Origin of the sequence: Georgenia sp. SYP-B2076, from assembly GCF_003991205.1 — a bacterium.
Classification (GTDB): domain Bacteria; phylum Actinomycetota; class Actinomycetes; order Actinomycetales; family Actinomycetaceae; genus Georgenia.
On sequence record NZ_RXOZ01000035.1, the window covers coordinates 177,918 to 191,952 of the forward strand.

14 protein-coding genes and 1 tRNA gene are annotated in these 14,035 nt (G+C 73.3%); 10 read left to right on the forward strand and 5 right to left on the reverse strand.

What is annotated here, in order from left to right; translation table 11 throughout:
• Positions 1 to 106 precede the first annotated feature (106 nt).
• The gene (locus EJK16_RS17270; protein ID WP_127131569.1) at positions 107 to 1,156 is read left to right on the forward strand and encodes an LLM class flavin-dependent oxidoreductase; all 1,050 of its coding nucleotides are present in this window, start codon (positions 107 to 109) and stop codon (positions 1,154 to 1,156) included.
• A 96-nt stretch (positions 1,157 to 1,252) separates the two neighbouring features.
• On the opposite strand, the gene EJK16_RS17275 is transcribed toward EJK16_RS17270, so the two are convergent.
• Positions 1,253 to 2,098 carry a class II glutamine amidotransferase gene (locus EJK16_RS17275; RefSeq protein ID WP_205739817.1) on the reverse strand — a complete coding sequence of 282 codons (846 nt, stop codon included), beginning with the start codon at positions 2,096 to 2,098 and terminating at the stop codon, positions 1,253 to 1,255.
• A gap of 110 nt (positions 2,099 to 2,208) precedes the next feature.
• Positions 2,209 to 2,925 (reverse strand): aspartate/glutamate racemase family protein, encoded by a 717-nt coding sequence (locus EJK16_RS17280; RefSeq protein ID WP_127131571.1) that lies wholly within the window; start codon positions 2,923 to 2,925, stop codon positions 2,209 to 2,211.
• Between the two features lie 242 nt (positions 2,926 to 3,167).
• On the opposite strand from EJK16_RS17280, the gene EJK16_RS17285 reads away from it, so the two are divergent.
• From EJK16_RS17285 to EJK16_RS17310, 7 genes are all read left to right on the forward strand, one after another.
• On the forward strand, positions 3,168 to 3,404 hold the full coding sequence (locus EJK16_RS17285) for a hypothetical protein (RefSeq protein ID WP_127131573.1): 237 nt from the start codon (positions 3,168 to 3,170) through the stop codon (positions 3,402 to 3,404).
• An 84-nt stretch (positions 3,405 to 3,488) separates the two neighbouring features.
• Complete coding sequence (locus EJK16_RS17290; RefSeq protein ID WP_127131575.1) at positions 3,489 to 4,811, forward strand: alpha-amylase family glycosyl hydrolase; 1,323 nt, start codon at positions 3,489 to 3,491, stop codon at positions 4,809 to 4,811.
• A 132-nt stretch (positions 4,812 to 4,943) separates the two neighbouring features.
• Positions 4,944 to 5,102 carry a hypothetical protein gene (locus tag EJK16_RS19715; RefSeq protein WP_164737398.1) on the forward strand — a complete coding sequence of 53 codons (159 nt, stop codon included), beginning with the start codon at positions 4,944 to 4,946 and terminating at the stop codon, positions 5,100 to 5,102.
• Between the two features lie 13 nt (positions 5,103 to 5,115).
• Entirely contained in the window at positions 5,116 to 5,820 is a 705-nt protein-coding gene (gene nadD, locus EJK16_RS17295) for a nicotinate-nucleotide adenylyltransferase (RefSeq protein ID WP_127131577.1), read from the forward strand.
• On the forward strand, positions 5,817 to 7,568 hold the full coding sequence (locus EJK16_RS19935; protein WP_205739818.1) for a hypothetical protein: 1,752 nt from the start codon (positions 5,817 to 5,819) through the stop codon (positions 7,566 to 7,568). The genes nadD and EJK16_RS19935 overlap by 4 nt, the downstream gene beginning before the upstream one ends.
• A 37-nt stretch (positions 7,569 to 7,605) precedes the next feature.
• Positions 7,606 to 8,019, forward strand: a complete 414-nt coding sequence (gene rsfS / locus EJK16_RS17305) for a ribosome silencing factor (RefSeq protein ID WP_127131579.1) — start codon at positions 7,606 to 7,608, stop codon at positions 8,017 to 8,019.
• On the forward strand, positions 8,016 to 8,636 hold the full coding sequence (locus EJK16_RS17310) for a histidine phosphatase family protein (protein ID WP_127131581.1): 621 nt from the start codon (positions 8,016 to 8,018) through the stop codon (positions 8,634 to 8,636). Before rsfS ends, EJK16_RS17310 begins: the two co-directional genes overlap by 4 nt.
• Before the next feature lies 1 nt (position 8,637).
• Here the strand turns inward: EJK16_RS17310 and EJK16_RS17315 are convergent, their stop codons facing one another.
• The gene (locus EJK16_RS17315) at positions 8,638 to 9,072 is read right to left on the reverse strand and encodes an ankyrin repeat domain-containing protein (protein WP_127131583.1); all 435 of its coding nucleotides are present in this window, start codon (positions 9,070 to 9,072) and stop codon (positions 8,638 to 8,640) included.
• Between the two features lie 241 nt (positions 9,073 to 9,313).
• Between EJK16_RS17315 and EJK16_RS17320 the strand changes: the two genes are divergently transcribed.
• Positions 9,314 to 9,389: transfer RNA gene (locus EJK16_RS17320), tRNA-Ala, on the forward strand.
• A gap of 69 nt (positions 9,390 to 9,458) precedes the next feature.
• Positions 9,459 to 10,259: a bifunctional hydroxymethylpyrimidine kinase/phosphomethylpyrimidine kinase gene (thiD, locus tag EJK16_RS17325; RefSeq protein ID WP_127131585.1), complete on the forward strand. Its 801-nt coding sequence runs from the start codon at positions 9,459 to 9,461 to the stop codon at positions 10,257 to 10,259.
• Here thiD and EJK16_RS17330 read toward each other — a convergent pair.
• Positions 10,247 to 11,569, reverse strand: a complete 1,323-nt coding sequence (locus EJK16_RS17330) for a glycosyltransferase (RefSeq protein ID WP_127131587.1) — start codon at positions 11,567 to 11,569, stop codon at positions 10,247 to 10,249. The genes thiD and EJK16_RS17330 overlap by 13 nt on opposite strands.
• On the reverse strand, positions 11,566 to 13,878 hold the full coding sequence (locus EJK16_RS17335) for a glycoside hydrolase domain-containing protein (protein ID WP_240646133.1): 2,313 nt from the start codon (positions 13,876 to 13,878) through the stop codon (positions 11,566 to 11,568). Before EJK16_RS17335 ends, EJK16_RS17330 begins: the two co-directional genes overlap by 4 nt.
• Positions 13,879 to 14,035 lie beyond the last annotated feature (157 nt).

A 14,035-nucleotide genomic window follows, 5' to 3' on the forward strand; every position in this document is an offset into this window, starting at 1 on the left:
CACCATGGACCGCGTGGCAGCTCGGCCGGCGCCGCCTCCGGCGGGCGGAGCGGCACACGGGCCGCGGCGCCACCCCGAACCTGAGCCCCGACCGGAAGGACCAGAGATGGCACCACCTCACGCCGACAAGAAGCGCATCGGGTTCCTCAGCTTCGGCCACTGGCAGCCGATCCCCGGCTCGCAGACGCACACGCCGAGCGACGCCCTCCTGCAGACCATCGACCTCGCGGTCGCGGCGGAGGAGCTCGGCATCGACGGCGCCTACATCCGCGTGCACCACTTCGCCCGCCAGCTGGCCTCGCCGTTCCCGCTCCTCGCCGCCATCGCGGCACGCACCACCCGCATCGAGATGGGCACCGCCGTCATCGACATGCGCTACGAAAACCCCCTGTACATGGCGGAGGAGGCCGCGGCCACCGACCTCATCAGCGGCGGCCGCCTTCAGCTCGGTGTCAGTCGCGGCTCCCCGGAGCCGGCGATGCGTGGCTCCGAGTCCTTCGGGTACGTCCCGGAGGAGGGCCAGAGCGACGCCGACCTCGCCCGGGCCCACACTGCCCTCTTCCGGGCCGCGATCGCGGGCGCGCCCGTGGTGCGCGCCAACCCTCAGATGACGGGCTCCGCCGGCGTCCTCGGCATCCAGCCGCAGTCGCCCGGGCTCGCGGACCGCATCTGGTGGGGGTCCGGCACGCGTCAGACCGCCCGGTGGGCCGCCGAGCGGGGGATGAACCTCATGAGTTCGACGCTGCTGAGCGAGGACACGGGCGTGCCCTTCGACGAGCTCCAGGCCGAGCAGATCGCCCTGTACCGCGAGGCCTGGACGCATGCGGGGCACGCCCGGGAGCCGCGCGTCTCGGTGAGCCGCAGCGTCATCCCGATCACCACCGACGTCGACCGCCGCTACTTCGGCATCCGGTCGGCAGAGAACGAGGACCAGGTGGGCAACCTCGAGGGGGTGCGAGCCCGGTTCGGGAAGAGCTACACGGGGGAGCCAGACGTCGTCGCCGAGCAGCTGAGCCAGGACGCGGCGGTCCAGGCCGCCGACACGGTCCTGCTCACGGTCCCCAACCAGCTCGGCGTCGACTACAACGTGCACCTGCTGGAGTCGATCGCGCGCCACGTGGCCCCGGCCATCGGGTGGGCGCCGGCCCGTGCCTGATCGCAGCAGTCCGGGGCTGAGCGCCGCCGTCCGAGCCTGACCGCCCAGCCGTCGGGGGCGCCGCGCCGCCGCCCGGCCGCCGCCGCGGGCCGCGCGCTACAGGGAGCGCGCGGCCCCGACCGGCCGGAACCGGTGCATCTCGGCGTGGCCGTCCGGCCGCACGAGCCCCCACCTGGACTCCGGCACCTCGTGCCACGCCCCGGGGAGGTCCCGCAGCGGCTCGGAGACGATCATCCGGCTCTCGTCGCTGAGCCGGTCCAGCACCGGCAGCTCGGGGTGCAGGAGCCGCATCGTGGTGACGTCGGTGGAGTAGAACAGGGTCCGCGTGCGACGCACGCTCGAGTACCGGAACGCCCAGATCGACGAGCCGTCGGTGGTCGCCACGGTCATCTGGACGGGGTGCCTCACCTGGTGGCGGCGGGCGACGTCCTCGACGAGGCCGACCGCCCGCTCGACGGCCGCCGGGGGATCGTCGGCCAGGCCGAACGTGAGCGCGAGGAAGAAGAGCACCTCCGAGTCGGTCGACCCCTCGATGTCGGGGAACAGGGCCGGGTCGACTGCCGAGACGAGGTCACGCTTGAGGCGGTGGAAGCCGGTGATGCCGCCGTTGTGCATCCAGAGCCACCGGCCATGACGGAACGGGTGGCAGTTGCTGCGCTGCACGGGGGAGCCCGTCGAGGCGCGGATGTGCGCGAAGAACAACGGCGTGCGGACCTGGCTGGCGACCTCGCGCAGGTTCAGGTCGTTCCAGGCCGGCTCGATGCTCTTGAACACAGCGGGCACGGGCCCCTCGCCGTACCAGCCGAGTCCGAACCCGTCCCCGTTCGTCGTCGTGGCACCGAGCCGGGAGTGCAGGCTCTGGTCGATGAGGGAGTGCGTCGGCTTGAACAGCAGCTCCTCGGCCAGGATCACGGACCCGCAGTAGGCCAGCCAACGGCACATCGTTCCCTCCCCTTCACGGATGGGGCCAGTACAGCGGTTCCCCCACCGCACCGCACCACGGGGCGCGCAGGGTGCCCTGTCGACGGGAGCAGGCGCGCGACGTCGGCGGCTCAGGCCTGCGGACGTGCGGTGAGCGGCGCGCCCAGCGCGAGCTCGGCGGCCCGCAGGGCGTGGACGTGCATGGAGTCGATGAGCGGCAGCGGGCTGTCACCGGGCTTGATGAGGAGCTCGATCTCGGTGCACGCGAGCACGACCGCTTCGGCGCCCGCGCGGGCGAGGGACGCGAGCACCCGGGCGTACGCCTGGCGCGAGGTGTCGGTGACGATGCCCTGGGTGAGCTCGTCCCAGATGACGCGGTCGATCATCTCCCGGTCCTCCGGCGCGGGGACGGTCGTGGCGACGCCGTGGCGGGCGAGCCGGTCCGCGTAGAACGGCTCCGACATGACCCACCGGGTCCCCACCAGCCCGAGCGTCCGGCACCCCTTGGACGTTGCTGCGGCTCCTACGGCGTCGCCGATGTGCAGCAGGGGCACCCCGATCGAGGCCTCCACCGCGTCGGCGACTTTGTGCATGAGGTTCGTGCCGATCAGGACGAAGTCCGCCCCCGCGGCCTCGAGCCGGACCGCCGCGTCGGACAGCAGCTCACCCGCGCCCGCCCAGTCCTCACGCTCCTGGAGGTCGCGCACCTCCTGGAAGTCCAGGGAGGACAGCACGATCCGCGCGGAGTGGTGTCCCCCGAGGCGGCGCTGCACCTCGGCGTTGATGACCCGGTAGTACTCGGCCGTCGAGTACCAGCTCATGCCCCCGATGATGCCGATCGTCTGCATGGTCGTCCCTCCCGAGGCGGGTCGCGGCTATGGCTCCATGCTCCGCCACGCGAACCGCTGAGGGAATGCTCGCGCCCACCGGCGTCGCCCCGAGGCGGCCTGCGACGGCGGTGCCGGGCTGCCCCGCCACACCGGGCAAGGGGCTCGGCCGTCCGGCCGGTGCAGCCGTCGCGGTGTGTGTCATTGGCGACAGTCGGTGCCGTCACGTTCCCATCGGCTTGGCGGGGGAGGACCATGAAGGAATGGCCACCACTCACACCGGAAACCGTCCGTTCCTGAAGAACAGCCCGTTCAACGCCGCCCGGGAGGCCGCAGAGGCCAAGTTCGTCCCGATCCCCGTCGGTGAGCAGGTGCTCCACGAGCGTCACGGTCTCGGCAAGGTGGTCGCGCTGGACGGCCCGCGCGCGGTCATCGTCGACTTCGGCGGCGGCAACCGTCGCCGGGTGCAGCTCGACTCCGCCAAGCTCGAGGTGCTCTGACACCGCTGCCGGTGGGCCGCGTCCGGCGGCCCCACCACCCCCGCGACTGGTGACGCCGCCGCCCGGCGCGCGAGAATGCTCGGCATGACGACCTGGCACGAGCACGCGATCTGGTGGCACGTCTACCCGCTGGGGTTCCTTGGCGCCGAGCACGTCCTGCCCGACGGCGCGCAGCCGCAGCACCGGCTGCGCCGGCTCATCGACTGGCTCGACTACGCCGTCGAGCTCGGCGTCTCCGGCCTTGCTCTCGGCCCGATCTTCACCTCCGCCAGCCACGGCTACGACACCCTCGACTACTTCACCATCGATCCGCGCCTCGGCGACCGCACCGACTTCGACGCCCTCGTCGCCGCCGCCCACCGGCGTGGCCTGAAGATCATGCTCGACGGCGTCTTCAACCACGTCGGCCGCGACCACCCCGCCTTCCTCCGCGCCCTCGACGAGGGCCCCGACGCCCCCGAGGGCAGGCTGTTCCACCTCACCTGGCCCGACCGGCCGGGGGAGCGGCCCGGCTACCGCACCTTCGAGGGCCACGACGGCCTGGTGGCGCTGAACCACGACGACGACCGCGTCGCCGAGCTCGTCACCGAGGTCATGCGGCACTGGCTGCACGCCGGCGCCGACGCCTGGCGCCTGGACGCGGCGTACGCCGTCCCGACCGGCTTCTGGGCGCGGGTGCTGCCCGCCGTGCGCGCGGACTTCCCCGAGAGCTACGTCGTCGGCGAGGTGATCCACGGGGACTACGCCCAGATCGTGGCCGACTCCGGCATGGACGCCGTGACCCAGTACGAGCTGTGGAAGGCCGTCTGGAGCTCGCTGAACGACCGCAACCTCTACGAGCTCGCCCACACGCTGGGACGGCACAACACCCTGCTGGAGACCTTCGCGCCGCTGACGTTCGTCGGCAACCACGACGTCACCCGCGTGGCCACCCAGGTCACCGACGCGCGCCACCTCCCGCACGCCGTCGTCCTGCTCCTGACGCTCGGCGGCACACCCTCCGTCTACTACGGGGACGAGCAGGGCTTCGAGGGCGTCAAGGAGGAGCGGCTCGGCGGTGACGATGCCATCCGTCCCGCCTTCCCCGCCGGCCCGGGCGACCTGCCGGCCGGCGGGTGGGCGACCTACCGGCTCCACCAGGAGCTGATCGCGCTGCGCCGGCGCCACCTCTGGCTCCACCGGGCCCAGACCCGCCAGCTGGAGCTGTCCAACGAGGTCCTTGCCTACGAGGTCGCCGGCGGACTGCCCGACGGCGGCGCCGGGCGGCTGGTCGTCATCCTCAACCTCGGCGACGCCCCGGCGGAGGTGCCGGCGGAGCGGGCCACCGCGGTCGTGGCCGGCGGCGCCGAGATGCGAGGCGACGGCCGGGCCCAGGTCCCCCCGCACGGCTGGGCCGTCCTGGAGTAGGCGGCACCCGGGGCGGCGGGCGACCCGCCGCGCGGACGACCCGCCGCGCGCGAGCCTCACCGCAGCGCCCCTCGCCGACGTGACACACTGGAGCCCTGCATGCCCGTCGGGGCGCGACCAGGAAGGAACCCCATGAAGAGCTCTCTCGTGATGTTCGCCGCCCAGGAGACGGAACATGCCGCCGGCGGCCTGACGATTAACCCGTACCTGCTGGGTGGCCTGACCCTCTGCGGGTTCATCTTCCTGCTGCTCGTGACGTACGCGTTCCGCAACGTCGGCACCCGCCACTGACCTCGGGGTAGCCATGGCGTGGGGCAAGGATCGCAAGCGACGGGTAGGTGTCATGGGTGGCACCTTCGACCCCGTGCACCACGGGCACCTCGTCGCCGCGAGCGAGGTGCTTGACGCGTTCAACCTCGACGAGGTGGTCTTCGTCCCCGCGGGCGAGCAGCCCTTCAAGCAGGACCGTGACGTGACCGAGGCGGAGCACCGGTACCTCATGACGGTGATCGCCACGGCGTCCAACCCGCGGTTCAACGTGTCACGCATGGAGATCGACCGCCCCGGCAAGACGTACACGATCGACACGCTGCGTCTGCTGCGTGAGCAGATGCCCGACGCGGAGCTGTTCTTCATCACCGGTGCGGACGTCCTCGCGCAGATCCTGACGTGGAAGGACGCCGACGAGCTGTGGTCCATGGCGCACTTCATCGGCGTCACCCGCCCCGGCCACATGCTCGACGACGCCGGCCTGCCCGCCAACGGTGTGTCCCTCATGGAGGTGCCCGCCATGGCGATCTCCTCCACGGACTGCCGCGCGCGCGTCCGGGCGGGCAAGCCCGTGTGGTACCTCGTGCCTGACGGCGTGGTCCAGTACATCGGCAAGCACCGGCTCTATCGCCCGGCGGCCCCGTCCCACCCCGCGCGCCCGCATGCAGCGGCGGCCCCCAAGCGGTCGGGCACGGCCACGGCCGAGGCGCCTCCGCGCGCCGTGGGGGCCGGGCAGTGAACGGGCGCGAACCGTCCACGGACACCGACGGGCTGGGGGAGCGGCGTCGCCGACGCGAGGCCGCCCGCGCCGCCCGCCTCGCCGCCGAGCGTGAGGGCACGCGCACGCCGCCCAGCCGTAAGGAGCTGCGCTGGCTCCAGGAGGAGGAGCAGGCGCGCCTCGAGGCCATCGCCACCGGCGAGTACCTGCCCGTGGACGAGGCCGGCAACCCGCTCACGCACGAGCAGGCGGCGCGCGCGGCCGAGGCCGCCGGCGTGGGCGACGCCGCGCAGCCCCCTTCCACGCGTCGCTCCCGCCGCCGTCCCGCGGACGGGACGACGGCGGAGGAGTCCGCCCGCCCGACGGCGGCGGAGCCCTCACGCCCGACGGCACCCGGTGTCCGTGCTGGAGCGCAGGCCGGTTCGGTGGACGCGGCTGGGCAGGCACGCTCGGGCGCGCCCGAACGCGGCCAGGTGAAGTCTGCGCTCGCGGCCAGGCCGGCGGCGGCTAGGACGCCTGAGCCCAACCCGGCCGCAGCCAAAGCGCCCGAGCCCAAGCCGGCGGCACCCAAGACGCCCGAGGACGAGCCGGCCGCGCCCAGGAAGCCCGCCCCCGGGCAGTCCGTGCCCACGGAGCCCGTCGCCGCACCACCTGCGGGCGCGCCTCAGGCCGTGAGTTCCCGTCGGGCGATGCGCGCCGCCCAGGCCGCTGCCGCCGCGCGGGCCGCTGCCGCGGCGGAGGCCGCCGAGCCCAAGGACGAGCCCCGGCCGGCGACCCGCCGACCCGTCGTCCGCGCCCCGCACACCGCCAAGGGCATCCGCACGCTCGACGCCACCGGCACGCTCACCGGCATCCGGCCCGTGCCGCCCGGCGCGCCCACGCCGCCCCAGGGGGTGGCCGCGCCCTCCGCGAAATCTGCACCCGAGTCCGAGGTCACGACCGACCCCGCGGGGTGGGAGTCGGCCGCGGCCCTGCCGGCGGTGCGCGACGACGAGCACACCGTCACCATCCCGACCAGATCGCCGGCCCCACGGTCGCCGTCGACGGCGTCGACGGCCTCCGCCAGCTCGAAGCGGCCGACGCGGTCGGAGCGGCCTGCGCCGTCGCAGCGGCCGACGCCGTCCGAGCGGCCGACGCCGTCCGAGCGGCCGACGCGGTCCGAGCGGCCGACGCCGTCGGACGCTCCGCGTCCGGCGCCGCGTGACCCGCGGCCCATCTCGCCCGCCCGCCCGGCTGCGGGCTCGGTGTCGACCGCCCGGCCCGGGGGCGGCCCCGTCGAGGACGAGCCCGAGCGCACCGTCGCCATGCCCGTGCCGGTCCGAGACGACGCACCGCCGCCGTCCCGCCGCCCGGCCGAGCCCGAGGACGACGAGGAGCCGCTGCGTCCGCAGTGGCCCTCCCTCGCGGAGTACAGCGGCGCGACCGGTGCGTCCCCGGACGAGGCCGAGTCCATCGCGAGCCGCCGGGCCATGCGCGAGCCCACCCCACGCCCGTCGGTGCGCGACCGCGTCACCGCCGCCGCGCGGAACATGACCGCGGCCTCCGCGAATGAGGCGGACGACGAGGACCTGGAGGACGACGACCACGACGACGGGCGCAACACCGCTGCCTCCGTCGTCAAGATTGTCATCCTCGTCCTCGCGGCCGTGATCATCGGCCTGCTCATCGGCCTGCTCGCCTTCAACGAGAACAGCGGCGCGGCCGCGGCGGCCCTCGCGCAGCGGGTGATGGTGCTCACGGGCGGACTGGCGCCGGGCTTGCTCGCGTAAGATCGACCAGACCGCCCCAATTTTCTCAAGGAGACCCGTGTCTGCTGACGATCGTTCCCGCCATCTCGCCGTCGTCGCGGCCCGAGCCGCCGCCGACAAGAAGGCCAAGGAGATCATCGCCCTCGACGTCAGCGAGCAGCTCGTGCTCACCGACGTCTTCCTCGTGGTCTCCGGCGCCAACGAGCGCCAGGTGAAGTCCATCGTCGACGCCATCGAGGAGGCCCTGCACAAGGAGGGCGCCAAGGCGGTCCGCAAGGAGGGCATGACCCAGGCCCGTTGGATCCTCATGGACTACGGCGACATCGTCGTCCACGTCCAGCACGAGGAGGACCGCGAGTTCTACGCCCTCGAGCGGCTCTGGAAGGACTGCCCCGTCGTCGACCTGCCGACCGACCTGTACGTGGCCGCCGAGGAGGACGCCGAGGTCGAGGGCGAGACCGCGCAGGCATGAGCGCCGGCACCATCGTCCTGTGGCGTCACGGGCAGACGGAGTACAACGCGAGCAAGCGCCTTCAGGGGCAGGTGGACATCGCGCTGAACGAGACGGGCAGGGCGCAGGCCGCCCGGGCGGCCGAGGTCCTCGCCGCCCTCGAGCCGACGCGGATCGTCACGTCCGACCTCGTGCGCGCCGCCGCGACCGCGCGGGCGCTCGGCGACCTGACCGGCCTGGAGCCGGCGCCGGACGCGCGCCTGCGCGAGCGCAGCTTCGGTGACTGGGAAGGCCTGACCGCCGAGCAGATCAGGTCGGGCTGGCCCGAGGCGTGGGCCGCGTGGCGCCAGGGCAAGGAGCCCGACGGCGTGGGCGCGGAGACACGCTCCGACGCCGGCCGGCGGGTCGCCGAGGCCGTCGAGGAGGTGGCGGCCGACCTGGGCCGCGACGACGTCCTGGTGGTCGTCGCGCACGGCGCCGCGATCACGCTGGGCCAGTCGGTGCTCCTCGGCCTCGACCCGGCGGCGTGGTTCGGCCTGACGGGCTTGGACAACTGCCGCTGGACCTCGATGCACCCGAACCCCGGGCGCGAGCCCGCATGGCGCCTGGCCGGTTACAACATCGGAGCCGAGGAGTAGGTCAGGACCGCCTGCTCGCCTCGAGCAGCACCGCCATGCGCGGCAGGTTGAACATCTGCGCCGCCTGCATGGGCGACGGCGTCCCGGCGTCCGGGTCCGCCCCTGCCTCCAACAGCATCGACGTGATGCCCTCGTCCTGCTGGAACACCGCGCACACGAGCGCGCTCTGGCCGCGGTCGTTGAGGCGGTGCACGTCCGCCCCGCGCTCGAGCAGGGCCCGCACCGTGTCCGCCTGCTGGTGGTAGGCGGCGAGCGTGAGGAGTGTGTCGCCCTTGGAGTTGGTGAGGTTCACGGGCACGCCGGCGTCGATGCCCGCGGCGAGCTCGGCCGTGGCGCCCTCCCGGGCGAGGTCGAACAGGCGCTCCGCGTAGGCCAGGGCGGCGTCGTCGGGCCGGCCGGTCTCGGGCTGGCCGGTCTCCTCAGGCTGGTCGGTCATGAGGCAAGGGTAGAGGCCGGCGCCGATGAGGTCCCGGGGTGCGCGCGCCCGACGCGCGCCCGTGCGAGCGGCCAAGCACGTGCTCGGGAGGAAGGCCGCCGAGGGATGTACTCCGCAGCAAAGGGGCGAACCAGGGCCGCGGGAGGAGAGTGGCGAGGGTCACGCCGCCCAGGGGCCCCGCGGATTGGCACTTCGGGCCGGCGATGGCTTAAAGTTGTCAACGCCCCGCGGGGCACAGCAAGGGGCTATGGCGCAGTTGGTAGCGCGCTTCCATGGCATGGAAGAGGTCGAGGGTTCGAATCCCTCTAGCTCCACCAGCAGTACCGAAGAGCCGTCCGTGATGGGCGGCTCTTCGTCGTTTCCGGGGTGTCCGAAGGGAGAAGTTCGTGGTCCAGCTCGCCTATGTCATTGCCGGCTCGGAAGCGACCGGCGGCGCCGGCATCCAGGTCGACCTCAAGACCTTCCAGGAGCTCGGCGTCTACGGCGTCGGCACGCTCACCTGCATCGTCTCGTTCGACCCGAAGAACGGCTGGGGACACCGCTTCGTGCCGGTGCCCCCGGGGGTCATCGCGGACCAGATGGAGGCGGCCACCTCCGCCCACGACCTCGACGTCGTCAAGATCGGCATGCTCGGCACGCCCGCCACCATCGAGACGGTCGCGGCGGGGCTGCGGCGTCAGCCCTGGCGCCACGTCGTCCTCGACCCGGTACTCATCTGCAAGGGCCAGGAGGCCGGCGCGGCGCTGGACACGGACAACGCGCTGCGCGAGTCGATCCTGCCGCTGGCGACCATGGTCACCCCCAACCTGTTCGAGGCGCGCACCCTCGCCGGCATGGACCGGATCGAGACCGTGGAGGAGCTCACCGAGGCCGCCCGCCGCATCCACGCGCTCGGCCCGCAGTACGTCCTGGCCAAGGGCGGCGTCGAGCTCCCGGGCGAGGACGCCGTCGACGTCCTCTTCGACGGCGAGGACGTCACCGTCCTGTCCGCGCCCAAGGTGGGCCAGGAGCGGGTCTCCGGCGCCGGGTGCACCCTCGCCGCGGCCGTGACCGCCGAGCTCGCCAAGGGCGCGGACGTCCGCTCCGCCGTCGCCCTGGCGAAGGACTTCGTCACCGCCGGGATCAACGGCCGGGTAGCCGCCCACACCCCGTTCGACACCGTGTGGCAGGGCGCCTACGCGGGCTGAGCGGCCAGCACGCCCCGCGAGGCCAGCAGGTTCGGGAACTGGTCGGCGGGCAGCCGGGCGAAGAGCCGGTCGAAGACCTCGGCGCGGTCGAACTGCAGCGCGTGGGCCCGGGCCCGCTCCTCCCACACCCGGCGCTCCTGCGGCGAGAGCTCGAGCACGGCCCGGTCCAGGGCCGCCGCGATGGCGTCGGCGTCCCCGGCGGGTACGTAGATCGCGCAGTCGCCGACCGCCTCCCGGATGCCGCCGACGTCGGTGGTGATCACGGGGCCGCCCCCGGCGAGCATCTTCTCGACCAGGGCGATGCCGAACGTCTCGACGAACTCCGGCAGCGGCTTGCTGGGCAGCACGTACGCGGCGCTGCCGGCCATGAGGTAGGGCTTCTCGCCGTCGTCGACGTCATCGAGGAACGTGATGCGGTCCCGGGCGCCGGACGCCGCGGCGACCTCGCGCAGGGTCTCGGCCTCCGGGCCGCGGCCGGCGATCACGAGGCGCAGCCCCTCCCGGGAGCGGCTGCGGGCGAAGCCGGCGATGAGGTCGTCGACGCCCTTGGCCTTGCTCAGGCGGGACAGGAACAGGACGTAGCCGTCGCGGTCCAGGCCGCGGCGGGCGAGCGTCCGGCCCAGCTCGCCGTCGTCGAGGTCGAGGTAGGCACCGGTGTCGATCGCCGGGTAGGAGATCCCGACCCGCTCCCGGCAGCGCCGCGCGAAGGTCGTGCCGTGCCGGTCGTCGATCTGGGTGGCCTCGGCGATGATGAGGTCGCGGGTGTACGCGGACACGGCCACGCAGTGGTCCTGGCTGAGGTAGCTCGACAGGACGTGCGCCGCGGCGCCGAACCGGTCCTCGTCGACGCAGGCGCGCACCACGTTGGTCACGTCGGAGCCGACCGCCTCGGCGATGGTCGTGACGTTCACCGGCAGCCCGGTGTCCCGGGCGGCGCGGACGGCGTCGGCGACGACGACGGTGTGCGGGCTGAGGTACAGCGACAGGCACACGGTGGGCACGCCGTCGGTGAACAGCTCGACGAGCCGGCCGGTCAGGCCGGCGAGGTAGCGCCCGTCGGGCACCTTGTAGTCCCCGACCGGCGCGGGCCGCTCGACGATGATGCCCTCGCTGTAGGGCAGGACGCGGTCCAGCGGCTTGAGCGGCAGGCCGGCCTCCTGCAGGCGCTCGATCGGCCACGTCACGATCCGCACCTCGTCGAAGCCCCGCGTCAGGGCGGCCTCGGCGAGGTTGCGGGCCTCGCCGGAGTGGCCGCAGATCACCGGGTCGGCGCGCACGATGATCACGAGGCGGTTCTGGGGCTTGGTCACGGTGTGGTTACCTCCGGTAGCGGGGACGTCGGGGCGCGGCGGCCCCTGGACGGTGGTCGGTTACGGGCTCCCCAGCCACCGGGGGCGGGTCCCAGCTCGACGATGAGCCGTCCGCCTCGGTGCAGCTCGTCGCCGCGCAGCCACGTGCGTCCCAGGGGTTCGCCGTTGAGCTGGACCGACTGTACATACTGCGCCGGTCCGGTGGGCCGCGGCTCGACGAAGCCGCGTGTCTCGACCGCGAAGGACTCCTCCCCGACGCGGATCCGCGACTGCGCGAAGGAGGGGGCGTTGATGAGGAACAGGTTCTGGCCGGCGACCGGGAACAGGCCGAGGGAGGCCCACACGTACCACGAGCTGAGCGCCCCCGAGTCATCGTTGCCCGGTAGCCCGCCGCGGCCGGTCCCGAACTGCTGGTGCAGCACGGCGTGGACGACGTCGGCGGTGCGGTCCGGACGCCCGGCGTACTGGTAGGCCCAGGGTGACTCCATGTCGGGCTCGTTGTTCAGGCCCTCGAACCGGTGCAGGGCGTAGCCGCGCGCGAGCTCGTCGATCGTGGGCCGCACGCCCGGCTGCGTGACCGGTTCGGCGCCGACGCCGAAGAACTCGTCCAGCAGGGCGACGAAGGCGTCGTCGCCGCCCGCCAGGGCGATGCGGGCGGCCATGTCGTGGACCAGACGGAAGGAGTAGTTCCACCGGCCGCCCTCGTAGAACGTGGAGTCCTTGAGCAGCCCGGTGCCGGCGTCGAAGGCGTTCACCCACCGCGTGGCGAGCTCGTCGAACTCCCCGGCCAGCGCCTCGTCCCCGACGTGCCGGGCCACCCTGGCGGTGCACCAGTACCCGAACGCGAGGTCGAGGGTGTGGCTGATCGGGTGGGCCTCCCCGCGCAGGAGGAAGTCCTCGCCGTAGGTGCGGCGCAGGTCGTTGTGCATGTGGGCCAGCGCCCACTCCCAGTCGATGCCCGGCAGGCCGAGCTGGCACAGGTCGGCCAGGAACGTGTGGGCCAGGGCGCTGCCCTGCCGGGAGAACCGGTCCGCGCCCCGGGCCATGCGGTAGCCGATGGGGAAGTTGCCCTCCTCCTCGCAGATGGTCAGGAGCGCCCGGGCGATCTCCACGGCCCGCTCGGGCAGCAGGGTGGTCAGCAGCGGCAGCTGGGTGCGGTAGATGTCCCACATCGTGCTGATGTCGAACACGAACGGCCCGTCGGAGGGCCAGAACGGGCTCTCCGCGGGCGCGAGGCAGGGCTTGATGAGGGAGTGGTAGAGCGCCGTGGAGAACACGGCCTGCCGGTCCCGCGAGGGCGTGTCCACCGTGACCAGCTGCAGGCGTTCGCGCCACGCGCTCGTGGTGCTCTCGCGGCGGGCGGTGAAGCTCGACGGGCCGGGCCCGCAGTCGCGGTAGAGGTTCGCGCGGGCCTGCTCGACGCCGCGCAGGGAGAAGCCCATCCGCAGCTCGACCGTCTGGCCCGACTCGCTCGGGCCCGCCCACATGAGGCCGAACGGGCGCAGCGTGGTGGGGCGGATGTAGTCAAAGTCAAGGCGTGTCCCGCCGGGCATGAGGCGCCGGTCGTACCAGAGCATCTGGCGCCACTGGTCGTGGTCGCACTCGAGGTGGACGGCCAGCGGCGCGCCCTCGACGACGATCTCGCCCTGCGCGACGCCGGGGCCGACCGAGCGGAGCTTGGCCCGCAGCGGGACGGTCGCGCCGAAGGGGATGTCCAGGCCGCCGAGGGAGAGGTCGACGACCAGGCGGGCGTCGCGGTGGCGGGGGAAGGTGTAGCGGTGGACGGCGCTCTTGGGGCCCACGGTGATCTCGCACCGGATGCCGGGGCCGAGGGTCGCCGCGTACCAGCCGGGCTCGGCCTGCTCCTCGTGCACCTCCCACCGCGTCCCCAGGGCGTCGAGCGGCTCGATCATCGGGGTGACGCGGAAGTAGTTGTAGTACTTCCGGATGGCGCCCGTGCCGGACTGCTGGAAGTGGGTGAAGCCCGAGGCGAGCTGGCGGTCGTGGAGGAGGGGCGGGACGCCCTCGGTGCTCAGGTCGTAGCGGCCGTAGCCGGTGGGGTAGGCGCCGGAGTACGCGCAGGCCGAGACCATACCCAGCGGGTAGGTCGCGCCGGGGTGGGTGTTGCCGACCTGCGGCTTGGGCCACCACCACGTCGCCGCCAGCCCGACCGGCGGGGGCAGGTCGGTGGGCTCGGTCCCGAGGAACGGGTCGACGCGCTCGATCATCCGCGCGTCCGGGTCGCCGCTCGTGCCCGGGTCCGCGTCCGCGCCCGCACCCGCGCCCGGCCCGTGGTCAGGACCGCGCACCCGCTCGTGTCGTCGCCCATGGCCAGACGATAGGGCGAGAAGCGTCCGTCGCGTGTCCGTCATGACCCCGAGGTTTCGTCCGCAGAAATGCGGGATGACGATCTCGTGAACGCTTGAGCGGGAGCGCGGGCCAGCGCAATCTCTCCGTCTCGGAGGC